The sequence below is a fragment of the Exiguobacterium sp. CH10 genome (assembly GCF_018617635.1).
Lineage (GTDB): Bacteria > Bacillota > Bacilli > Exiguobacteriales > Exiguobacteriaceae > Exiguobacterium > Exiguobacterium aestuarii_A.
This window is the reverse complement of the sequence record NZ_JACSKO010000002.1, coordinates 324,746-346,111: the sequence shown is the minus strand read 5'-3', so window position 1 is coordinate 346,111 and position 21,366 is coordinate 324,746. Positions and strand designations below refer to the sequence as shown.

Annotated in this window: 24 protein-coding genes; 7 read left to right on the top strand and 17 right to left on the bottom strand. The window is 46.0% G+C overall.

Going from position 1 to position 21,366, the window contains the following annotated elements:
• Positions 1–48: 48 nt before the first annotated feature.
• Entirely contained in the window at positions 49–780 is a 732-nt protein-coding gene (locus KNP04_RS08555) for a hypothetical protein (RefSeq protein ID WP_214819525.1), read from the top strand.
• A 273-nt stretch (positions 781–1,053) separates the two neighbouring features.
• Positions 1,054–1,341 carry a hypothetical protein gene (locus tag KNP04_RS08550; protein ID WP_015881237.1) on the top strand — a complete coding sequence of 96 codons (288 nt, stop codon included), beginning with the start codon at positions 1,054–1,056 and terminating at the stop codon, positions 1,339–1,341.
• Between the two features lie 48 nt (positions 1,342–1,389).
• Here the strand turns inward: KNP04_RS08550 and KNP04_RS08545 are convergent, their stop codons facing one another.
• From KNP04_RS08545 to KNP04_RS08515, 7 genes are all read right to left on the bottom strand, one after another.
• On the bottom strand, positions 1,390–2,652 hold the full coding sequence (locus tag KNP04_RS08545) for a PTS ascorbate transporter subunit IIC (protein ID WP_214819524.1): 1,263 nt from the start codon (positions 2,650–2,652) through the stop codon (positions 1,390–1,392).
• A 31-nt stretch (positions 2,653–2,683) separates the two neighbouring features.
• A complete protein-coding gene (locus KNP04_RS08540; RefSeq protein WP_214739852.1) occupies positions 2,684–2,950 on the bottom strand; it encodes a PTS sugar transporter subunit IIB in 267 nt (88 codons plus the stop codon).
• Positions 2,947–4,971 (bottom strand): BglG family transcription antiterminator, encoded by a 2,025-nt coding sequence (locus KNP04_RS08535; protein WP_214875343.1) that lies wholly within the window; start codon positions 4,969–4,971, stop codon positions 2,947–2,949. Before KNP04_RS08535 ends, KNP04_RS08540 begins: the two co-directional genes overlap by 4 nt.
• A 160-nt stretch (positions 4,972–5,131) precedes the next feature.
• The gene (locus KNP04_RS08530; protein WP_214695528.1) at positions 5,132–5,323 is read right to left on the bottom strand and encodes a hypothetical protein; all 192 of its coding nucleotides are present in this window, start codon (positions 5,321–5,323) and stop codon (positions 5,132–5,134) included.
• On the bottom strand, positions 5,316–5,852 hold the full coding sequence (locus KNP04_RS08525; protein ID WP_214695526.1) for a hypothetical protein: 537 nt from the start codon (positions 5,850–5,852) through the stop codon (positions 5,316–5,318). The genes KNP04_RS08530 and KNP04_RS08525 overlap by 8 nt, the downstream gene beginning before the upstream one ends.
• Positions 5,849–6,436, bottom strand: coding sequence for a phosphatase PAP2 family protein (locus tag KNP04_RS08520; protein WP_214875342.1), 588 nt, complete (start codon positions 6,434–6,436; stop codon positions 5,849–5,851). The genes KNP04_RS08525 and KNP04_RS08520 overlap by 4 nt, the downstream gene beginning before the upstream one ends.
• Positions 6,436–6,981, bottom strand: a complete 546-nt coding sequence (locus KNP04_RS08515; protein ID WP_015881233.1) for a phosphatidylglycerophosphatase A family protein — start codon at positions 6,979–6,981, stop codon at positions 6,436–6,438. Before KNP04_RS08515 ends, KNP04_RS08520 begins: the two co-directional genes overlap by 1 nt.
• A gap of 175 nt (positions 6,982–7,156) precedes the next feature.
• Here KNP04_RS08515 and KNP04_RS08510 point away from each other — a divergent pair, with 175 nt between their 5' ends.
• On the top strand, positions 7,157–7,666 hold the full coding sequence (locus KNP04_RS08510; RefSeq protein ID WP_214695523.1) for a YjcG family protein: 510 nt from the start codon (positions 7,157–7,159) through the stop codon (positions 7,664–7,666).
• Positions 7,667–7,668: 2 nt separating this feature from the next.
• On the opposite strand, the gene KNP04_RS08505 is transcribed toward KNP04_RS08510, so the two are convergent.
• Together KNP04_RS08505 and fabI are read right to left on the bottom strand one after the other, a co-directional pair.
• A complete protein-coding gene (locus KNP04_RS08505) occupies positions 7,669–7,857 on the bottom strand; it encodes a hypothetical protein (protein ID WP_074035057.1) in 189 nt (62 codons plus the stop codon).
• Between the two features lie 83 nt (positions 7,858–7,940).
• The gene (gene fabI / locus KNP04_RS08500; RefSeq protein WP_214875341.1) at positions 7,941–8,714 is read right to left on the bottom strand and encodes an enoyl-ACP reductase FabI; all 774 of its coding nucleotides are present in this window, start codon (positions 8,712–8,714) and stop codon (positions 7,941–7,943) included.
• A 149-nt stretch (positions 8,715–8,863) separates the two neighbouring features.
• Here fabI and KNP04_RS08495 point away from each other — a divergent pair, with 149 nt between their 5' ends.
• On the top strand, positions 8,864–10,030 hold the full coding sequence (locus KNP04_RS08495) for an FtsW/RodA/SpoVE family cell cycle protein (protein ID WP_214695514.1): 1,167 nt from the start codon (positions 8,864–8,866) through the stop codon (positions 10,028–10,030).
• 40 nt (positions 10,031–10,070) lie between these two features.
• Here the strand turns inward: KNP04_RS08495 and KNP04_RS08490 are convergent, their stop codons facing one another.
• From KNP04_RS08490 to yjbM, 3 genes are read right to left on the bottom strand one after another with little or no spacing between them, the layout of a single operon-like run.
• The gene (locus tag KNP04_RS08490) at positions 10,071–10,922 is read right to left on the bottom strand and encodes an RluA family pseudouridine synthase (protein ID WP_251129892.1); all 852 of its coding nucleotides are present in this window, start codon (positions 10,920–10,922) and stop codon (positions 10,071–10,073) included.
• Positions 10,923–10,937: 15 nt separating this feature from the next.
• On the bottom strand, positions 10,938–11,735 hold the full coding sequence (locus KNP04_RS08485; RefSeq protein WP_214695497.1) for an NAD kinase: 798 nt from the start codon (positions 11,733–11,735) through the stop codon (positions 10,938–10,940).
• 12 nt (positions 11,736–11,747) lie between these two features.
• Positions 11,748–12,392, bottom strand: coding sequence for a GTP diphosphokinase (gene yjbM / locus KNP04_RS08480; protein WP_015881226.1), 645 nt, complete (start codon positions 12,390–12,392; stop codon positions 11,748–11,750).
• A 109-nt stretch (positions 12,393–12,501) separates the two neighbouring features.
• Here yjbM and KNP04_RS08475 point away from each other — a divergent pair, with 109 nt between their 5' ends.
• Positions 12,502–13,083: a CYTH domain-containing protein gene (locus KNP04_RS08475; RefSeq protein ID WP_214875339.1), complete on the top strand. Its 582-nt coding sequence runs from the start codon at positions 12,502–12,504 to the stop codon at positions 13,081–13,083.
• Between the two features lie 86 nt (positions 13,084–13,169).
• Positions 13,170–13,943: a DsbA family protein gene (locus KNP04_RS08470; RefSeq protein ID WP_214819507.1), complete on the top strand. Its 774-nt coding sequence runs from the start codon at positions 13,170–13,172 to the stop codon at positions 13,941–13,943.
• A 204-nt stretch (positions 13,944–14,147) separates the two neighbouring features.
• Here the strand turns inward: KNP04_RS08470 and pepF are convergent, their stop codons facing one another.
• From pepF to cls, 3 genes are read right to left on the bottom strand one after another with little or no spacing between them, the layout of a single operon-like run.
• Entirely contained in the window at positions 14,148–15,950 is a 1,803-nt protein-coding gene (pepF, locus tag KNP04_RS08465) for an oligoendopeptidase F (RefSeq protein WP_214875338.1), read from the bottom strand.
• Positions 15,935–17,029, bottom strand: coding sequence for a competence protein CoiA (locus KNP04_RS08460; protein ID WP_214875337.1), 1,095 nt, complete (start codon positions 17,027–17,029; stop codon positions 15,935–15,937). Before KNP04_RS08460 ends, pepF begins: the two co-directional genes overlap by 16 nt.
• 12 nt (positions 17,030–17,041) lie before the next feature.
• Positions 17,042–18,553: a cardiolipin synthase gene (gene cls / locus KNP04_RS08455; protein ID WP_214875336.1), complete on the bottom strand. Its 1,512-nt coding sequence runs from the start codon at positions 18,551–18,553 to the stop codon at positions 17,042–17,044.
• An 83-nt stretch (positions 18,554–18,636) separates the two neighbouring features.
• Between cls and KNP04_RS08450 the strand changes: the two genes are divergently transcribed.
• On the top strand, positions 18,637–19,362 hold the full coding sequence (locus tag KNP04_RS08450; RefSeq protein ID WP_214875335.1) for an SDR family NAD(P)-dependent oxidoreductase: 726 nt from the start codon (positions 18,637–18,639) through the stop codon (positions 19,360–19,362).
• 38 nt (positions 19,363–19,400) lie between these two features.
• Here the strand turns inward: KNP04_RS08450 and KNP04_RS08445 are convergent, their stop codons facing one another.
• Together KNP04_RS08445 and mecA are read right to left on the bottom strand one after the other, a co-directional pair.
• Entirely contained in the window at positions 19,401–20,633 is a 1,233-nt protein-coding gene (locus tag KNP04_RS08445) for a DUF2254 domain-containing protein (RefSeq protein WP_214875334.1), read from the bottom strand.
• A 65-nt stretch (positions 20,634–20,698) separates the two neighbouring features.
• Positions 20,699–21,355, bottom strand: coding sequence for an adaptor protein MecA (gene mecA / locus KNP04_RS08440; RefSeq protein ID WP_214695474.1), 657 nt, complete (start codon positions 21,353–21,355; stop codon positions 20,699–20,701).
• Positions 21,356–21,366 lie beyond the last annotated feature (11 nt).

The following is a 21,366-nucleotide window of genomic DNA, read 5'->3' as shown; positions in this document are numbered from 1 at the left end:
GTGTTTTTGCTACTATAAATGTAGTATGTCAAACCGAGGGGATACCATATGTCAAAACAACTCTTTTATTTAAAACAAGACCGAGATGTCCAGCGCTTTACGTTACATGGCGTGACATTGGCCGACATTACAGAGGCCCTTTCCGTCACGAGACCGATGATCATTTGTCGAACCGATATCAAAGGAATGAGGCAATCTTCTAGGTCGCGTTTTCGATATATCGAAGCGCATGAGCTCTCTTCATTCTCGTCTAAGTATTTAAATAACCAAACGACATTCACTGCAATCGATTTCCCGGACTACAATACGCTTGAGACGCTGTCGGATCACGAAATCGCAGAGATCCTATTTTTAAGTCATATGGAGCGCGGGATTAAGAAGCCGTTTCTGGATTCACTTGATAATGAGATTGCGTTCTTCAATGAAGCGAACGACCGTCACAGCAGTCTCTACATCCGTGATTGGTCGACGATCAATCGTTTCGTTCAAAACATGTTGCAAAGCAAATTGGACCGAGACATCCGAAATATTAGCTTCGTGCCGATTCCGCTCCCTGTCATCGATGAATTGCTCGATTTGGCACCTCAAGGGCTCATCATCGATTTTGATCACACGAAACGAAGTCTGTTCAATCGTCAAATCGTGATTTCTTTCTATGTGGCCGGTCGCTATGAAGACATGTCCGTCCTCGAAGAAGACTTTGATGCCAAAAAGGAATCAATCGCGCTGAAAGGACAGTTGGTGTATCGTCGTCGCACATGGCACATTGAACGGTTATAAGGTCATGGATGTAAGAAATGCAATCGAACCTCTGAAAACGGGGTTCTTTTTTGTTATTTTCAGACCGATTGTTTCAAGTCAATTCCCTTCACGAGCGGGTGTGAACGTTATTCTTAAAAATTGATAACAAATTGTCTTAATTTTTTGTTAAATTAACACTTTTCTTTTTCGAACGAGGCGTTATACTAGGAATAACCTTCTGGAGGAATGGAAGGCAATATAGAGAAAGCGAGGTGAAAATCTATTCATCACGCGGATGGATAGATACACGAAATGGAACAACTGAAAGTACAAGGAGTCTCTTCGTTCACCAAGTTTGCGACGAATGGAAAAATGCTGAAACTTAAAGATGCTCACGCAGGGGAACAACGCATTTCACTTCAGGATGCGACTGACATTCAAGTCTCTCTGCTCGACGAGGACCATTCGCGCTTCACTATATTTGGTCATGCCCACCCACTTGTGGAGCTGACCCTTCCTCACAACTCTTGTGAAGTCCTCTATGCATGGTTACTCCACAAGATGAAACGACAAAAAATTAAACTCGCATCGAACGCGTAAAAAAATGAGGTCTTGTCTCCATGTGGGAGAAAGACCTCATTTTTTATATTATGAGAACAATGAAACGAGCCAACTAACCAAAATACCGACGAGGGCAAAGTCTGAATCTCCAAATGTCGTACTTTCAAACCCGAGATTCCCCAAAAGCGGCAAGAGGAGCGCTGGTAAGAAACTGATTAATACCCCGTTGGCGATTGATCCAAGAATCGCCCCGCGTCGCCCGCCGGTAGCGTTCCCGAATACTCCTGCTGTCGCTCCAGTGAAGAAATGTGGAACAAGTCCTGGTACAATGACTGCCAAACCGAATAAAGGTAGAAGGAACATTGAGAACAGTCCAGCTGCAAAGCTCGCTAAAAACCCGATGATGACCGCGTTTGGTGCAAATGGGAAAACGGTCGGGCAATCTAGCGCAGGTTTTGCGTTCGGTACCATTTTATCGGCAATTCCTTTGAAGGCCGGTACGATTTCTGCAATCAACATCCGTACACCGGCAAGAACGATATACACCCCTGCAGCGAATGTAATCGCTTGGATGATGGAGAAGACGATGTAGTTCGACCCATCAGATAATTCCGTTTCCACAAATGCTGGTCCCGCAAAGATGGCGACGACCACAAATAATAACGTCATCGTCAACGAGACGGCGACAGACGTGTCTCGTAGAAAGCCAAGTTGCTTTGGTACTTGAATTTGCTCTGTTGAATGCTCTTTATTTCCGGCATATTTTCCGATTGTTCCAGATATAAAGTAACCGAGTGAGCCGAAGTGTCCGACCGCAAAATCATCCGATCCCGTAATTTGTCGAACGAACGGTTGAAGAAGAGCTGGGAATAAGACCATACAAAGTCCAAGCAATACTGATCCAATGATAATCAAAAGCGTACCATCAAGACCAGATACGGAAAGAATGGCTGCGAGTAAGCTCGCCATGAATAACGTATGATGACCCGTCAAGAAAATGTATTTAAATGGTGTGATACGAGCTAGTACGATATTCATGACCATCCCGAAGACCATAATCATAGCTGTTTCGACACCGAATGCGTCTTGTGCAACTGCGACAATCGCTTCGTTGTTCGGGATGACTCCCCGGATACTGAACGCCTCGTCAAACATCTGTCCGAAAATATCGAGAGCCGCAATGATGACGCCGGCCCCCGCTCCGATAATGACGAACCCCATAATTGTCTTCAGCGTACCAGAAACGATGGAAGCAATGTCTTTCTTCTGTAAAACGAGCCCGATGAGTGCGAACAAACCGACCAGTATGGCTGGTGTCCCCAATATATCTCGCATAATCAAATCAAGCATAAGCGCTCCCCCTTTACGATGAATTCTTTAGTTATACTTTTCCTTCAAGTTTTGATTTAATTTCCTCAATGTTCATGACATTCTCAAGTGCAACGATTTCTTTCGCCCCATCATCGAGTGTGCCAATGATATCTTGTGCCCCAAGGTAAATGTCGGCAGGTTCAGTTCGCGCTGTCGCAATGTCTGTATGTGAAACATCCGCCTCTTTCCCCATTTGTTCAAGCGCTTTTTTCACGTTCAACTCCATAATGAAGCTTGACCCTAATCCGTTCCCACATACTACTAAAATCTTTTTCATTTTTCTTCCTCCTCTGAATATCGATCGAGTATCTCAACAATTTTCTCTACCTTGTCTGCTTCTAATACGAGAGACACGTCTTGTTCATTTCCTAATAACTCTGTCAACTGTGCAAGTGCTTTTAAATGAGTAGTTTGATCAATGGCCGCGAGCACAAAGAATGCACGAACTGGTTTATCCCCTGGGAAGAGGACCGGTTCTGTTAGTTTTAGGACACTCATCCCCAGTTGATTCACACCATCTTCTGGTCGCGCATGCGGGATGGCAATCTGAGGCATGAGAACGATGTATGGACCATGTTCTACTACGTTCTCAATCATCGTTTCAACGTAACGTGTGTCGATCGCTCCGTTTTGGACAAGTGGTTCGGCCGCGAGACGAATGGACTCCTGCCAATTCGACACATGATCGCGAATTTGAATTTCATCTTTTGTTACGAGTTGATTTAGCACGGGTTGTCCCCCTTTCCATTCATCTGTCGTCGTTTCATCTTGGATGAGATGATTTAATTCTTTTCTCAATTGCGATTCTTGATGGATCGTCGCATATTTTTTCACCACTTCGAGAATGTCAGACACATCTAATCGAGCGAGTCCCCCATTCGCAATAAAGCGCTGATGAATTTGTCGCTTCAAAGCGAGTTGTTCTAGCCTTGTCGGAAGTGTCGGAACGAGTGTCACATGTGCCTGTTGTTGAACGGCCAACGGCAATGGGACCGTTGTGAAAATCAAATCGACAAGTGGAGCAAATTCTGAGACGTCACGTTGCGAGATCGGTGGTAAAAATACAAAGTCCGGAAATTGATTCTTCAAAATATGGTCGAGCATATGCGACACGCTAATCCCGCTCGGGCATACGACAATCGCCTTCATTTTCTCATCAAGATGTTGCCCTTGTTGATGAAGATGCGCTGCAAAATGCAACGTGAAATACATGACTTCCGTTTTCGGAAGATCTGCCTGAATTTGTTTTCGGATTGGGTCGAGTGAACGATCGACAATCACATTCAATACCCGGTGTTCTTTCAATACATATCTTTCTAACTCTTCTGGTGGCATGACTTCCGTATGAACACGTTTCAGTGTCGCTTTGGCGTGAAGCACTAACTTCTCACATAATGCCTCCCGTTCAATGACACGTGTACAACTCAATCCCTCGAACCGCTCGATTACCTGAATCATCGTAGCGGCAAGATTTTGTTGAACCGTTTCATCCATCTCTTCCGACACTTTCGGACCACTTTGGATGAGCATCATCAACATATCCCACAGTTGTGGTACGTCTTGAAAGTGCATCCTTACAGACTGTTCAACTTTTTCCGGCAACCAAGAGTCCTCATTACGAACGAATGTATCCGGCGATAATCTCGAACCAATCAGAAGGAAATAGGCCATTTTTTCGCGATGACTTTCCACAAATTGAAACTGTTTGAGGGTTTCAAACTGCTCAATCTGACGGACTCGCTCTTTGAACTCCTCTTGCCAATCGTCAAAACATAGGTCGAGTAATTGTGAGAACGTCGATTTATCGAGTAATTGTTCAATCGTCCGATACACATATAACGTGATCGTTTGGAAATGACCGTTAAACCGATAGCCTTCTTTTCTCGTATAAGAGAAGTCGAGACCGAATTGTGCAGCCTTTTTCTTGATCGTATTTAAACTTTCTTGAACGGTATATTTGGACACATCTAACAAATGTTGAAAGTGGAAACTTGAGAGAAACTCTTCTTGTGTCATGGCATAGAGCGTGATGACAAGCTCACGTTCTTCTTCTGACCAAACTAATTCCGCACGTTCCACTTGCTCAATCAATGCTTCTGTCACTGTCAATTCAATTTTTGCCCCATCCACCTTCAGATTGGATAGACCAGAATCATCAAGCCATTCCTGAATACGCTCTAGTTCATATTCGATTGTCCGACGAGAATATGGGAGCATCATCGTTAACGTTTCGATGGTCATCTGCTTTTCATGCAGGATGACATTTAATATTCGTTTACTTTTTTCATTCAATTGCATGGTAGAGGCCTCCTACACCTGTAGTATAAAACGAATCTACTTAAAAAATGTAAGCGGTTACGACAGACTTTTCGGAGACACTTCCACAAACTTCTGTCTGTACATGAACACAAAGAAAAGAGATGGACGAATCGTTTCCATTCGTCCATCTCTTTTTCGGTTAAGAAGTCGGTGCAACCGGATTGCGACGATAAATTGTGATCCCGCCGTGCTTGGCTTCTCCTACAACTTGAAAGAGCCAGCCTTTCTCAATCAAAATCGTTCGAGCGTTCAAAAAATCTTCTCGAGGCACCTGGACTTCGTCCACTTCTTGATCAAGCAATTGTTGGAACGTCATTTCCCAATCAGTCATGTCCATTCTCCTTACGTGCGTCTTCTCCTTGAATCCATTCGAACAAACGATACCCCGAATTCAACCGGTCTGTCGCATCCCATAACTCGGTCGGGACGTCGTGACCGGTATCGATGGTCTCATCTCCTGCAAAGACGACACGTTCATTCGTCATCTTTTCAAGATAGTCGAGCGCAAACGATAAGATTGACGTTTCCGAGACGTGCCCACTTTCTTGTAAGGCAAGATTGTATGACTCGTCTCGTTGATTATTCACGAGTAACGTTCGTCCCCCGTCAAGTAACGCCATTGGTGGGACGGCATCAACGTGGAAAACTTCATATGAGCGATACGTTTCCTCATCATAAGCTAACAACGGAACGAATTGACGTTGACCCGTCCATTTTTTTAATTGGAATAAAATCTTCATGGAAGTGAACCACGTGGCCCCTTCTATCTTCTTCTCTACTAAAATCGTAGGGACTGACGCTTCATCCGCTTCTTTCTTTTGAACAAATAACCACTTCTCTACATCTACAACGACGATCAAACCGTTTTCCTCCTTATAATCCATTCAGATAAGGCGATTATAGTCAGCGCGACGAGCCAGCCTCCAATCACATCACTAAAGTAATGGACGTTTAAGACGACTCGACTGAGCGACACCGCAAGGACGAGGCACACAAGTACGATGACGGCGAATGTTGACTGTCTCTTGCGATATAAGACATAAGCCATTAATCCGTATAACGCCAGCGATCCTGATGCATGTCCACTCGGAAAGCTATATGTCGTCGCATCGAGGGACGCATCAATAAGCGGGCGATCGATTCCGTAAACGAGCTTTAGCACTTGTGTGAAAAGAAGTGTCCCAATCCCAACGAGCGCAAGTCGCCATGCCTCGACTCGGTTACCGCGCCACAACCAAAACAATAAACCTAAAATCGAGAGCCCGACTATGACTTGAGCGCTCCCTAATTCTGTGACGTATGCAAATACACGATCGGGTAACGGCTGTAACAATTCATACACGAACGTATTCATAGGGCCGACTGCTCCCAAAACGACAAACACCGACACGATCACATATGCAATCGTCCCGGTGATGACCACCTGCATCGGTGTCAATTTCATCAATACAACCCTTTTCGTTCACGCATCTCTTCTTCTCCGAAGTCGACCATATCACGAAGACGGTGTGCCAATCGTCCAGACGCGTTTGCCGCAATCGCGCCGACGAGGTCGTCCATGAACGTATGCACTTGCCCGTCATCCATTTTCGTATCAAGCTGTTTGATGATGCCGATCTTGGCCTTGTCTAAGTACCCGAACGTCGTTACGGCAATCGAACCATATGTGTTCACGGCACCGATCGCAATCGTTTCATCCACTCCAAATAAGCCTTCGTCAGATGCGATGATAGACAAGAGCGGTTCAGACAGTTGACCCTTCTCCGCCAACATATCGAGCTCCGATCCGACGAGAATGGCATGTTGCAATTCGCGTTTATCGAGAACCGCCTCGACGGAATCCATGCAATCTTTCAACGAAAGATGCGGCGAGTAAGGCGCCTGCATCTGATAAACGATTTCGGCAATCGATTCAATCGTGACGCCGCGCTCGAGCAGGCGAGCACGAGCTGCTTCACGGACATCTCGTGAGTGTGGTACGTGTTTCATAATAGGCGCAGGATTAAAATCCCGCTTCACATCCCTTCGTTCAGAGAGTCATCATCTCTCTAGTTAATATAACCATTATACTGAAAAATCGAAAAAAGACGAACCCTGCTTTGACTTCCCTCATTAAATCGTTCATCATAAACATGTAGGTTAAACGATTAAAGGGGGAAGAGGAATGAAGATTGGGGTAGTCTTATTTCCGTCTAAACAAGTGCAAGATTTTGCGAACTCTTATCGAAAACGTTATGACACAAAATATGCGTTGATTTCACCTCACGTGACCATTAAGGAACGGACGGAGGTGTCAGAAGAGGACTTGCCAAAAGTACTGGAGTACTTGCAACAAGTCGCGGATTCGACTAAACCGATTCAGTTAAAAGTCGATGGTGTCCGCTCTTTTGCGCCGACGAACAACGTGCTGTATTTGAAAGTGTTGCCGACACGTGAACTGTCTGCTCTGCAGCAGCGACTTCACGAAGACGTGCTCGGTCAGGCACCAAAATATGAATTCTTGCCACATATCACAATCGGTCAAGATTTGACCGATGCCGAACTGTTCGATGTCCTCGAACGGATGCGGATGGAGCAAGTTCATTTCGAAGAAACGATTACTCGGATGGCTGTCATGTACGAACTCGAAAATGAAACATGGAACGTCTATGAGACGTTCCGTTTCCGAGGCTAATCTTATATGCTCCGGTCGACAAAACGACCGGGGTTTTTTTCTTGCTCTTCTTCTAACCATTCTTCCCGCCGAGGACGGATACGTTGAACGCGTTTGATGCGCGTCACTGGTTCGATGCTGGCTCGACCTGAAGGCTGGACTTGGCGGTTGACGTACTGAACGACAGTAAAATCAATCTGATAAGGACCCATGATCTGACCTCCTTCATAGGTCCTTACCCCATTCAACCGCTAGATAATACAAAAATGGCGCATCACTGCGCCATTTCCCAAACTTATAAAATATGGTATCCGCTATCGACGTGAATCACTTCACCCGTGACGCCACTTCCCATTCCCGAGAGAAGGAAGAGTCCTGTCGATGCAACTTCTTCGGCAGAGACGTTTCGACGTAACGGCGCTTTTTGTTCAAGTTCCGAGAGGATACTGTTAAAGTCGCCTACCCCTTTAGCCGACAATGTGCGAATCGGACCAGCTGAGATTGCGTTGACGCGAACACCGTGCGGACCGTACTCGTTTGCCAAGTATTTGACACTTGAGTCAAGCGCCGCTTTTGCGACACCCATCAAGTTATAGTTCGGAACGACGCGCTCTCCACCGAGGTATGTCAACGTGATCACCGAGGCATCTGATGCGAAATATGGTTTCGCCGCTTTCACGACAGCCGTCAAACTGTACGCCGAGATGTCTAACGCCTGTGCGAATTGTCCACGTGTCATTTCCGAGAATTCGCCGCGAAGCGCTTCTTTATCCGCAAACGCGATCGAATGGGCAATCCCTTGAATCTCCCCTGCTTGTTCATGGATTGAACGGAATGTCGTTTCAATCGCTTCGTCATTTGTTACGTCACACTCGAGCAACATCGCTTCTTGTTTCAACTCACCCGCAAGTGATTCAAGACTTGATTTGAAACGTTCTGCCGCATACGTTAATACGAGCTTCGCTCCCGCTTCATCAAGCGTTTTAGCAATTGCCCATGCGATAGAACGCTTGTTGGCAATCCCCATGACGACATAAGTTTTATTCGTTAACGTTGGAAAAATTGACATCATAAACTCCCCTTTTTAGTACCTGGTGATAATATCTGTTATCAGATTACAGAAAGGTTTCTGTTTTGTCAACCGGCTCGTTTCGTATTGCGATTTTTTTAAGTTGCGGTAAGATAAAATACGTATAGAAAGGGTGACTCGACTCCATTATGAACCGTATTCAATCATATTTTAAAAGTTTAGACACGACGCTGTTGACCATCGTCTTCCTATTGATGATCATCAGCCTCGGTGCAATCTATACGGCACAACCGATGTTGCCGACCCGACTTCAACATATCAACTTCGCTCTCGAACAGGGTATTCGGTACGTCATCGGCTTTTTCGCGATGTTTGCCATCATGACAATCGAGTACGAGCAGCTCCGAAAAATCCATTGGTACTTATATGCATTCGGTCTCCTTTTGCTCGTCGGACTCATCCCGCTCCGCGATACGACACTCGTCCCGAACATTAATGGAGCGTATGGATGGTATAACGTACCGGGATTCAGTTTCCAACCGGCAGAGTTCATGAAGTTGTTCCTTCTCATTTCAATGTCAACGATTGTATATGACCACAACAAGCGATACGGCTCTTCTCAACTCGACACGTGGCTGTTAGTCAAATTGGTGTTAGTCGCCATTCCACCGCTCGGTCTGATTGTGACGCAACCGGACTTAGGGACTGGACTTGTCTTGATGACGATGCTCGGCGCGATCATCATCGTCTCCGGTATCGGCTGGAAATGGTTACTCGGTCTGTTCAGCGCAGCCGCTTTGACCATCGGAACGTTCATGTATCTATTCTTCTCTCATTTTGAAGTGCTACAGGCGTTCGTACCAGGTCACGCCCTGAACCGATTCCAGGCATGGATCTATCCTTATGAGTATTCGGACGACTTGGCGTTCCAGCTGATCAAATCATTACAGGCGATCGGGTCTGGCCAAATGTTCGGAGCCGGATATGGACAAGGACTCGTCTATCTACCGGAATCACAGACGGACTTCATCTTCGCTGTCATCGCCGAGCATTACGGGTTCATCGGCGCGGCGCTCGTGATCATCGTCTTCTTCTTGTTCCTCTATCGCATGATTCATATCGCGCTTGAGTCAAGTAGTGCGTTCGGAAGTTACATCGTCACCGGCGTCATCGCTATGTTCACGTTCCAAGTCTTCCAAAACATCGGGATGACGATTGGTGTGTTGCCGATTACCGGACTCACCCTTCCATTCGTCAGTTACGGAGGGACGGGGATTATCATGAACATGATTGCCATCGGTCTTGTCATGAACGTAGCCTCTAAATCAAAAACCTATATGTTTGACGACGATTGAAAAATCCCTTCAAGGCTATAATGACCTTGAAGGGATTTTGTTATAGATATTGAAAGTCTTCCGGGATTGGTGCTTCAATCATCACTTCTTCTCCTGTTATCGGATGAATAAAGCGCGCAGAGGCGCTGTGAAGGGCGTGACGTGACATTCGAGCCGCTCCTCCATACATCGAGTCCCCAATCAGTGGATAACCGATATGACGCAAATGAACGCGAATTTGATGGGTACGTCCCGTCTCGAGTCGAATCGTCAACAATGAGTCGCCACCAAACTGCTGACAATCGAGTATGTGTGTGACGGCTCGCTGTCCGTCTTCTGTCACGATTCGTTCCATGATTGAATTCTCAGCACGCCCAATCGGTGCATCGATCGTTTGGATGGGGACTTCCCCTTCCACAAGTGCCACATAAGAGCGCGTGAGCGCATTGGCTTTCTGGAGTTCACTAAACCGATGGTGAATGAATCCATACTTCGCAAACAAAACGACGCCGCTCGTATCGCGATCGAGTCGATTAATCACATGAATCGCAGATGTCAAACCGATTTGTCGATAGTAACCGAGTACAGCGTTTGCAAGTGTGTCAGTCGGATGCAATCGTGATGGAATCGTCGCGATTCCTGCTGGTTTATTGACCGCCAGCACTGTCTCATCCTCATACAAAATGTGAATCGGTCTATTTGAGATGACCATATCTGTCGAAGGAGACTCAGGTGGGAATCGTACCACTACTTCATCTCCTGGTTCGAGAACGTGTCGAACCGTACGATGAATTCCGTTCACTTCGATTTTTCCTTCATGTTTTACGAGCGTGAGCATCTTCCGAGAGATCCCTAGGTCTTGCATTAAAAAGTCGCGCAGTGGAATAGCCTTCTCCACAACGCGACGAATCATAAACCCTTGCATTCGTTACTTTCCTTCCTCAATGAACGATTCGCGTACACGGCGCCAAAACGGGAACGGGCGGAAACGGGCGAACGTCACTTTTTCTTTTGCGACCGCGCAACGAATCGACACGACGTCTGACCAAGACAACGCTTCTTGATGGTCAAACGCCAATTCGAATTCCGTTTTCGTATGCGGCTTGATTTTCACTTGATGATGTTTCGGCAAAAGCAGCGGCGCCCCAATCGTCCGATAGACCAGATTATTGATAGAAGCCATTTCCGTCACTTGAATTGCTTCAATCGACGGGTGGACAATTGCACCACCGAGCGCTTTGTTGTAGGCAGTCGAACCAGACGGGGTTGAGATACAAAGCCCGTCACCACGGAACGTTTCAAAATAATCATCGCGAATCGACAAATCACAGACGAGTGTCCGCTTATAGTTTTTAATCGTACAATCGTTCATCGCCAATTGGCGATCGGTCTTTCCGTTCTCATAATCAATCAGTACTTCGACGAGCGGATACGAGACCGGTTCGAACGACTCACTCGTAATCATTTCCGTCAGCTCATCCAATTCATCCGGTTGCCAATCCGCGTAAAATCCGAGGTGTCCGGTGTGAATGCCGACGAGAAGCGTTTCATCGAGACGGTCAATATACTTATGGAATGCCTGTAACATCGTCCCATCTCCACCGACTGATACGACGATGCGTGGCTCTTCCGATAACGTATGCCCAGCGGCTTCAAGTTTTTCAGTCAGTTCCTGGGCGATTTCCGCTGATCGCGCATCTCCCCTCGATACAATCGCAAACTGCATATCGATTTCCCCCTAGTCCTCGTCTGTTTTCACATTCATCTCTTTATCCCGAAACACTTGCTGCGCGTCTTGAATCTCGACACGGAGTTGGCTCATCTCTGCATCGAGAAGAAATGCCGCCTCAGCCGCACGTCTCAATCGTTCTTGTACTTCAAGAGGCATATCGCCATCATATTTATAATTTAAAGAATGCTCGATCGTTGCCCAAAAGTTCATCGCAAGAGTACGAATTTGTACTTCGACAAGTGTCGGAATCTCCCCATGAATCGTTTGGACCGGATATTCGATAATGACATGATACGACCGATAGCCCGAATCTTTTTGATGTGTAATATAATTGCGTTCTTCCACTATTTTAAAATCTGTTCGACGATGAAGCAAATCCAAGACGTGAACGATATCATCGACAAACTGGCACATGATTCGTAATCCAGCAATATCTTGCATGTCGGTCGCCAGCTCATGATCCGCAATATTTTTTCGCTTCGCTTTTTCAAGAATGCTCCCGACCGGTTTGACCCGACCTGTGACAAATTCAATCGGAGAATGGTCATTTTGCGACTTGAATTGCTTACGAACGGCTTTTAACTTTACTTTCAACTCGTCTACCGCGATTTGATACGGTACTAAAAACTGATCCCAGTTCACTGATTGCATACGCTGTCACCACTTTCGTTCTTTTCCGGAAAAAACGCGTCCTTTCCGTATGTATCCGTTTGTATGGTATCATAAACGAACAATTGTTCATAGAATGGAGCGATGATTTATGACCCAAGAAGTGGAAATTGAATTTAAATCGATGTTGACAAAAGATGAGTATGAAAAACTAATTCGGGCTTACAAACTAGAAAATCAAGTCCGCTGGCAAGCGAACGATTATTTCGACACGCCTAGCTTCCAGCTAAAGAAACAAGGCGCAGCCCTTCGTATTCGTGAGAAGAAACATGGCCAGGTATTGACATTAAAACAACCGAACGAAGTCGGATTGCTTGAAACACATTCCTCGATCACTGAAGAAGAAGCGGAAGACTTATTCAAGTACGGAATCATTCACGATAATCAAATGAAGCAAGCTCTCGCCCCATTTCAACTGAATGCTGCACTCGAACACCTCGGACGCCTCGAGACGAATCGAGCCGAACATCAAACGGAAGATGGTCTTCTCGTTTTAGACGAAAGCCATTATTTGGAGACGACCGACTATGAAATAGAATTTGAAGTCACGAATGAAGAAGCGGGCAAACGTGCATTCGAACGACTGTTAGCAGAACACGGTCTCCCGTACCGTCCCGCCAAAAATAAAATCGTTCGATTCATGGAATTAAAAATGAGTCGGTCTGAAGGTTGAGCAGATACATTGCCAACCTTTTTTTTTCGTTGCTACAATGAGTTTACAACATTAAATGAGTTTTTTGCCGAGAGGAGGCGACACAAATGGAACTTGAACAATGTAATGGGTCATCCTGTTCACTGGAAGAAACTCCTATTCAAGTAACGTATAAGCCATTGGAGTTATTCTATTTCATGGACATCTCGAGTCCTGAAAATTTTCACGTGATGACACTGATCAAAAAGTTAGAGATTGAATACGGACATGTGATTCGTTTCCGAATGGTCTCTACCGTTCCTAGCTGTGTTGGCGGATGTCAGGAAGAAGTTCGCCTTCTCACAATGATCAAAGCGCTAGAATTACAAGGGAAACGTCATGCGATGCGTTTTTTACGTCATTTGCATGTAAATGATTTATTCTCTGGTGAACAACTGGGCTCAATCGATTTATGGGAAATCGCACGGTCTTTCGAAGAGTACGGTCTTGATTTGAGTGAACTTGAGGCCGATCTTCAATCGAACCAGCTCTTGAATGCTTTAGCAGTCGATCATCAAGTGCTGAAAGATTGGGAGATTGAGTCATTGCCCGCTCTTACGTTCGTGACGCGCGATGAAGCATTGAAGATTGAAGGTGTCTATCCGTATGACGTGTATCAATCGGTCATGACCGAGTTGCTCGGTTATGCTCCGAGCCGTTCGACTGACTGGGATGTAGCCAAAGTCTTGGCTCGTTATGACACGTCGACGATTACTGAACTATCGTATATTCTAGACTTAGATAAAGCTGTGATTGAACGGGAACTGAAGAAGCTCTCCTTGCAGCAACGCTGCCGCCCTGTCCCGGGATGTAGCGGTGAAGCATGGGCGCAAACGAAATAAAAAAGAACCCCACGGCCGGGGAGCCGTGGGGTTTTTGACGTCTCAAGCGGGGACAAGAGCCGTCGAACCTTGAGGCCCGGGGAAGGCCTACAAGATGGGAGAAAGTTTACGGTCAATAAAGGGGTTTGTGATTGATTTCACACTTATAATATACCTAGTCCCGCTTCATCTGACAACTAGTTTGTGCACATTGTCACATATTGTTCACGAGAACAATAATGATTCCATTTCATCAAGCACCGCTTCGAACTGATCAAGCGCTTTGAGAACCGGTTCTTTCGTCGTCATATCGACACCTGCCGCTTTCAAGACCTCAATTGAATAGTCGCTAGACCCAGCCTTAAGGAAGTTATCGATGTAACGACGTACGGCCGGCTCTCCCTCTTCCATGATCTGTTGCGACAATGCTGCCGATGCTGAGATACCCGTCGCATATTGATAGACATAGTAATTGTAATAGAAGTGCGGGATACGTGCCCATTCATACGAAATCTCTTCATCGATAACGATTTCTTCTCCGAAGTAGCGCTTGTTCAACTCTAAGTACGTCTCATTCAAATATTCCGGTGTGAGTGAGACACCTTCTTGAGCAGCCTTGTGAATCATATGTTCAAACTCAGCAAACATCGTTTGACGGAATAATGTCCCACGGAACGTTTCAAGTTGATTGTTCAACAAGTAGAGACGTTCTTCTTTTGCCTTCCGCGTTTTCAAAAGATGGTCGTTTAATAAAGCTTCGTTTGTCGTCGATGCGACTTCTGCTACAAAGATTGAATAGTCACCATACGGATACGGCTGTGACGTACGCGTGTAATGGCTATGCACCGAGTGACCGAACTCGTGCGCGAGCGTGAACAAGTTGTTGACGTTGTCCTGCCAGTTCATAAGGATGAACGGTTGTGTATCATATGCTCCTGATGAATATGCCCCGCTCCGTTTACCGCGTGTCTCTCGTACGTCGACCCAACGTGAATCGAGACCGTCTTTGACGATTTGAACGTACTCTTCTCCGAGTGGTGCCAAACCATCAACCATCAACTGTTTCGCTTCCTCGTACGACACCTTCATCTCTACATCTTTGACGAGTGGTGTGTATAAATCATACATATGCAACTCATCCAATCCGAGCGCACGTTTCCGCAACGCGACATATCGATGTAGTAAATCAAGACGCTCGTTGACCGCTTCGACCAGACCGTCATACACAGACTCTGGAATCGCATTGTGGTGAAGGGCTGCCTGTCGCGCACTCTCAAACTTACGGACACTTGCATAGAAGTTGTCTTTTTTCACACTGCCTGAAAGCGTCGAGGCAAACGTGTTCAAATACTGCCCGTACGTCCCGTACATCGCTTTAAAGGCGTTCTCGCGGACACTTCGATCACTCGATTCGAGGAACGTGATGTAACGTCCGTGCGTCAATTCGACCTCTTCTCCTTTTTCGTTCTTCACTTTCGGGAATTTCAAATCCGCGTTATTGAGCATACCAAACGTCGAACTCGATTGTCCGAGCACGTCTCCAGCCTGCGCAAGGATTGCTTCCTCCGCTTCCGTCAATACGTGTGGACGTTCTTGCGCCAACTCATCGAACGCATGACGATACACGCGAAGTGACTCGTGTTGTTCCATAAAGGCTTCAATTTGAGCTTCATCGATTGAAAGAAGCTCTGGTGTCATGAATGCGAGTTGGGCTGAAATTTGCGAGGCGAGTGAGCCTGCACGGTCATTCAATGCCTGATAATGACTGTTCGCCGTATCTTCGTCGTAACGCATGTGCGCGTACGTATACAGCTTATGTAATTTACGAGAAAGCTCATCACGGAGTTGTAACGCTTCGTATAACGTTTCTGCCGATTCACCGAGTTTTCCTTTAAATCCGATCAATGCCGGTACCTGCTCTTTTAATGCTTCAAAATCTGCTTCCCATGCTTGGTCGTTACTGTAGATCGTCTCTAAGTTCCACGTCTCTTCGACTGGAACTTGTTGTCGTGTCAATACTTCTGACATACGTTCACTCCCTTTTCTGATTGGTTCTTCGATTGTAACATCAATCGCTGAAGTCCTTGAAACAATCGTGTATCGTGACGTCTCGCATCTTCATAGGTGGTTGGAAGCACCCAAGTCGTGACATCACACGATAGACGACATGCATTCAAGAGTTGTTTCCATTGTACATGAAACGACTGAGAAAAGTCGCTTGTCGGTGTCACTCCGAACTGGCGGCACGTCTTTTGAACGCTCCATTCCACTGAATCATCCGGGGACTCATAGCGATTTAAATACAGAACGATTTGAAACTCAATCGGATGGATGTGTATTCCCCAAAGTGACGTGAGCGGAAGATAGCAGGCAGTCGGTAACAAGGCGGGGATCAATCCTAAAGGATACAGACGATTTAATATGAGACGTCGATTCTTTAGAGATGGATAAATCGGCGACATTCGCTTTCGTCGTATCATCTCCGTCCATTCCAATGCATTGAACCGATAATAAGCTTCATAAGGGGAAGTAGTCACTGAGGACGAGACTTCCCAACTTCCGATTCCATACTTGATCGAAATGGGAAACCCATTGAAACGCACCAACTGTCCATTTCTCACTGTCATCAACCGATGTCGCCGAAACAGTTCAAGGCGCATCCACGGTTGAAACGATTGGTTCATTTTTAAGTCGAGACCGCTCGCGAGCCAAATTACATCCAGACCTGCTCGTTTATAATCATTCGTTCGTGCGACATATTCTTCCGCTACCAATGGAGATGCCTGAATCTCAAACACGGTTGGATTCTCATCCACGTTTGTAAGAATGTCAGCCCGACGATTCCCAATCGTCACTTCTTGGTCGACAGGGTACCCTCTTTCTTGAAGCCATTGGCACACTGCCCATTTATCCTGATGGTGCGTAACGGATTCTGCTCTCCCACATGTATGGATGTGGGCGAAATGTAGCCGACGTTTCGCTCCTTGCTTTAGAATCAACACCTCCTGGCACGTCGGACATCGAAAAGGAGCAAGCTGCTCCGCCTGCATCCGATTTAGAGTAAAGGAATCAACGATATCCCCTTCTCGACCGATCGCAAACCGCATCTTGCTCCCCCCTTATAGTAGTGGTGAAAACATTCTGGCCAATGATTCTACGAGTTTTATAAAGAATGAGCGCTTTTCAAACTCTTCTAATACTAGTTCGTGAGACCCTTCGAAATCATGATATAAGTCTTGTTTCAACTGATGGACCGAGTTCGTGTTGTACAAAAGAGCATTCACTTCGAAGTTCAAATGGAAGCTACGAAAATCCATGTTCGCAGTCCCGATCGTGGCAAGTCCGTCATCGACGACGATGACTTTTGAATGCATGAATCCTTCTTCGTACAAATAAATCTTTACCCCGGCCAACAGTAACTCCTCATAATAGGAACGACTCGCATAAAAGACGATTTTATGGTCCGGATAGCTCGGTAAGACGATTCGAACATCGATGCCCGATAGAGATGCTGTCTTCAAAGCGCTCATAATGTCCTCATCAGGAATCAGATACGGGGAGGAAATATAGACGGACTTTTTCGCAGCATTGATCAACGAGAAATAAATCGATTTCATCGTCTCATACGGTTCATCGGGTCCGCTGGCAACGATTTGGACGCCTCCACTCGCGCTTCGTACCGTTTCGAGCGGTTCTAAATAGAATGGCGTGAACAGCCGTTCCCCCGTCATGTAATACCAGTCTTGTAAAAAGATCAACTGTAACTCGGACACCCCTTCCCCTCTGACATACAGGTGGGTGTCGCGCCAAAAACCAAATTTTGAATGTTCGCCTAAATACTCATCCCCTACGTTCAAACCTCCAGTGAACGCCTCAGTCCCGTCGATAACGACAATTTTCCGATGGTTTCGATAGTTCGTCTTACTCGACACGAGCGGAAGGACGACCGGAAAGAACGCCTGCACTTGAACGCCGGCTTGCTTCATCTCTTCGAAAAACGTACTGCTCGTATGGATGGAACCAACAGCATCATATAAAAATCGAACTTCGACCCCTTTTTTGGCTTTCTCGATTAATATTCGCTGAATTTCCCGAGAAATACGATCTTCCCGAAAAATGTAATACTCGAGATGAATGTGTCGTGTCGCCCCTTTCAGAGCGGGTAATAACTTCGAGAATTTTTCACGACCGTTCGTCAAGATTTGCGTATACGTATTCGAGGAGACGGGCAATTGGTTTAACGAAGAGGTGAGATGCATCAACTTCTCATAATCGTCATGCGCAAACATCAGTGACGGAGATAGCGTCATCGCTTTTTGCCGATAAGCCAAGTACGTCTCTTCGTCGAGCATCGCCTTCTCTTTAAATATCCGTTTACGACGATAGTTCTGACCGAACACAAAGTACGCAAATAGTCCAATGACAGGAAAGCCAATCATGACAATCGCCCAGATCAACGTGCGTTGCGGGTTGCGATTTTCAAGCAAAATCACAAGCAAAATACTGAACGTTGTCAAAAAGACGAGAATCGAGAAAAGCCCGATCACTTGTGAGCTCCAGTAATACGATAATATCGCAATGAGTCCTGCGAGCAAAATAAGGGAAAAGAGTACTTGTATGCGTCGCAACATATTATAACCTGACCTCGTTTCTGTCATGTATTATCATTAATTATACATCGTAACGCCAATTTTTTGAGGGGAGCGAATGAATTATGGGGACTTTTCTAATAACAGGCGCAACAAGCGGGATTGGGCGCGCCGTCGCCTTACAGTTAACCGAGAATGGGCATCGTGTCATCGGAATCGGTCGTGATGAGACACGGGGGGCTTCTCTCGAATCAGATTCGAACGGATTGGCCACGTTCATCCGATGCGACCTCCATTCAGCGGAAGACATCGATCATCTCTTTGGACACTTAAAGGAACAAGGGGTGACGTTACATGGTCTTTTCAACAACGCCGCAACATTTGGTAGACCCGGTACACCGGAGCGTTTGACTCAAGACTCATACAATGAAGTGTTTGACGTCAACCTCTATGCACTGAACACCGTCACACAACGTGCCATCCCTTTGTTTGCTCAAGGCGCGAGTGTCGTCAATAACGCCGCCATCGTCGGACACGTCAAATTCCCACCTATGCTGGCTCATTATGCCGCCTCGAAAGCCGCCGTGGTTGCCTTGACGAAAACGTTCGCACATCGGATGAAAGGAAAGGTTCGATTCAATGCCGTCTGTTTCGGTCCGGTCGATACACCGCTCAGTCATAAACTATATGGTGGAGAAGCAAAATTTAAAGAGGCAATGACCCATCATTTCCGGGGACATGCCGCCCTACCGGAAGAAGTGGCGCCTGTCGTCGAGTTTTTGTTAACCGATGCCTCAACCTATATAAATGGGCAAGCCATTACGGTCGATGGCGGATATACGCTCTCTTGAACAGAGACCACCTCTTCTTTTGAAAAGGTGGTCTCCTGTCATGCCGTCATCTTTTTAGCTCGCCCTATTTTATTGCGTAAATAGTTCTGTTCTTTTGAATGAAGACTTTCCCAATCAATCACATCTTCAAAATAATCAATCATCTCATCAAACGTCGAATCCAATGTCTCATGCGCCTGAAGACGCGCCATTCGAATCGCTTCGAACACGGACCCCATCACAAAGATGTCTTTACTGGCGTAAGTTTGCATCGGCGATAGTGATTCAAAAAGAATTGTCTCAAGCGTCTTTCGCTTCACATGCCAATCAGATTTCCCGTTCGAGTATAGAAAATCTCCATCCGGTAGTTCACAAAGTTCCCGTAAAATATCTCCGATGTAATGAATTGCGTGAATCGCCGTATTCGGGTCATTGATTCCTGGAGAGATTCCACGTAACGCAATCTCACTCAACTTTTCAATCGCAAATGACGGATCTTGCATCGAAGACCGGACTTCGCCGATCTCAAATAGTTCGATGTCCGGGGCGTCCTCGCCTTTCCAAAATCCGAGTAAATCCCCTTTAGCGACAAATTCACCTACGGCTACGACCGATTCAAAGTCCGTTTCATGATCTCCCTGCTTCTCTCTTAAAAATAAGCGGATATACCCCGTCTGCTGTGCCCGCATCGCCTGACCTTCGAATGAATGAACAGAACGTGGTAATACGAGATTCACGTCATCTGACTCGATGGCGTCTTTTTGCTCACTGATTACCGAAAGTGCTTCTTTATGTAACGCGGATAACAAACGTTCTGCCTGAATCGAGACACTGATCGTCTGAATGAACTTGACGAACGCCCAAATCGATCCAATGACCAAGAGCACACTGATCCCTGAAGACAATACGACGCCATCATCTGCCGTTCGGACGAGGAATAAATTCGAAATCCCGTACACGGTCGTCATAATGAAGAGACCAAGCGTATGCTTAGCCGACGTGTTCGTCAAAAAGTTATTGATTGTCCGTGGAGAAAACTGAGAAGAATACGTCGTCAACACGACAAGGATTGTCGAAAAACTAAACGTCATCATCGTCATAAGACTCGTGAACGTCGAAGACAGTACGGATGCTGCCGAGTCCAAGTCCAAATAAATAAAATCTGGTAGTAAATCTCGGAAAAATTCACCGAACAGTTGTGTCAACGCTGTTAACACGATGCCCCCCATCCCATATAGGAATGGAACGAACCATGCACTATCATCGAGCAGTAGTCGAATCCGTCTCACCATACCAACACCTCTTTACCATTGATTTGAAAAAAATCGCCTGTCCGTCTGAACAGGCGATTGATCATTTAGAAGTAGTGACGCACTTTCGCAAAGACATCGCCATCGAGAATGAGTTTACCATACTCTTCAAGCATCGGTTGCGTCTGTGTACTAAATGTTAAATATTCTGCCAAAAGACTGAGTGCATTCTCTTCGTCTTCAGGTTCCATTTCATCCGGGAAATCAATCCACAAATAGTAACGGTCTTGATAATGATATAGTTTCAAATCAAGATCACTGAACGTGTCACCTGCACGCTTACTCAGTGAAATGATCGCCTCGAAATCATCTGTTTCCATTGCGAGTGGCGCCCAAGCATCTGCTTCCGCTTCGAGTTCATCCAACTCACTCAATTGATCGAGTACCGATTGTTGATCTCGTGCTTCATCAATCGCCGAGCGAAGAAGCGAACCGAGTTCAGAATCGTCTTCCGTATCCATCACATTTTTCGCAATTGTCACGGTCACTTCTAGACCTTTTTCAAAAGCTTGGACTTGAATCCACAGTGGACCATCAAACGAGATGTCTTCACGTTCGTGAGCCTCGTCCATCATTTGCCAGAACAGCTGCTCGCCACGTTCTCGGTTGTACCAAATTTCATCACGTGCGAAACCACGTTTTTCGATGTCCACATATGTGATGAAAAATTTGACGGTATTGTCATTGATGCGCTCAATTTTCACGATTGTCCACT

Excerpts from the sequence above, each read along its gene's own strand:
- KNP04_RS08555 (WP_214819525.1), top strand. The coding sequence starts at position 49 with ATGTCAAAACAACTCTTTTATTTAAAACAAGACCGAGATGTCCAGCGC.
- KNP04_RS08550 (WP_015881237.1), top strand. The coding sequence starts at position 1,054 with ATGGAACAACTGAAAGTACAAGGAGTCTCTTCGTTCACCAAGTTTGCG.
- KNP04_RS08545 (WP_214819524.1), bottom strand. The coding sequence starts at position 2,652 with ATGCTTGATTTGATTATGCGAGATATATTGGGGACACCAGCCATACTG.
- KNP04_RS08540 (WP_214739852.1), bottom strand. The coding sequence starts at position 2,950 with ATGAAAAAGATTTTAGTAGTATGTGGGAACGGATTAGGGTCAAGCTTC.
- KNP04_RS08535 (WP_214875343.1), bottom strand. The coding sequence starts at position 4,971 with ATGCAATTGAATGAAAAAAGTAAACGAATATTAAATGTCATCCTGCAT.
- KNP04_RS08530 (WP_214695528.1), bottom strand. The coding sequence starts at position 5,323 with ATGACTGATTGGGAAATGACGTTCCAACAATTGCTTGATCAAGAAGTG.
- KNP04_RS08520 (WP_214875342.1), bottom strand. The coding sequence starts at position 6,436 with ATGAAATTGACACCGATGCAGGTGGTCATCACCGGGACGATTGCATAT.
- KNP04_RS08515 (WP_015881233.1), bottom strand. The coding sequence starts at position 6,981 with ATGAAACACGTACCACACTCACGAGATGTCCGTGAAGCAGCTCGTGCT.
- KNP04_RS08510 (WP_214695523.1), top strand. The coding sequence starts at position 7,157 with ATGAAGATTGGGGTAGTCTTATTTCCGTCTAAACAAGTGCAAGATTTT.
- KNP04_RS08505 (WP_074035057.1), bottom strand. The coding sequence starts at position 7,857 with ATGGGTCCTTATCAGATTGATTTTACTGTCGTTCAGTACGTCAACCGC.
- fabI (WP_214875341.1), bottom strand. The coding sequence starts at position 8,714 with ATGTCAATTTTTCCAACGTTAACGAATAAAACTTATGTCGTCATGGGG.
- KNP04_RS08495 (WP_214695514.1), top strand. The coding sequence starts at position 8,864 with ATGAACCGTATTCAATCATATTTTAAAAGTTTAGACACGACGCTGTTG.
- KNP04_RS08490 (WP_251129892.1), bottom strand. The coding sequence starts at position 10,922 with ATGATTCGTCGCGTTGTGGAGAAGGCTATTCCACTGCGCGACTTTTTA.
- KNP04_RS08485 (WP_214695497.1), bottom strand. The coding sequence starts at position 11,735 with ATGCAGTTTGCGATTGTATCGAGGGGAGATGCGCGATCAGCGGAAATC.
- yjbM (WP_015881226.1), bottom strand. The coding sequence starts at position 12,392 with ATGCAATCAGTGAACTGGGATCAGTTTTTAGTACCGTATCAAATCGCG.
- KNP04_RS08475 (WP_214875339.1), top strand. The coding sequence starts at position 12,502 with ATGACCCAAGAAGTGGAAATTGAATTTAAATCGATGTTGACAAAAGAT.
- KNP04_RS08470 (WP_214819507.1), top strand. The coding sequence starts at position 13,170 with ATGGAACTTGAACAATGTAATGGGTCATCCTGTTCACTGGAAGAAACT.
- pepF (WP_214875338.1), bottom strand. The coding sequence starts at position 15,950 with ATGTCAGAAGTATTGACACGACAACAAGTTCCAGTCGAAGAGACGTGG.
- KNP04_RS08460 (WP_214875337.1), bottom strand. The coding sequence starts at position 17,029 with ATGCGGTTTGCGATCGGTCGAGAAGGGGATATCGTTGATTCCTTTACT.
- cls (WP_214875336.1), bottom strand. The coding sequence starts at position 18,553 with ATGTTGCGACGCATACAAGTACTCTTTTCCCTTATTTTGCTCGCAGGA.
- KNP04_RS08450 (WP_214875335.1), top strand. The coding sequence starts at position 18,637 with ATGGGGACTTTTCTAATAACAGGCGCAACAAGCGGGATTGGGCGCGCC.
- KNP04_RS08445 (WP_214875334.1), bottom strand. The coding sequence starts at position 20,633 with ATGGTGAGACGGATTCGACTACTGCTCGATGATAGTGCATGGTTCGTT.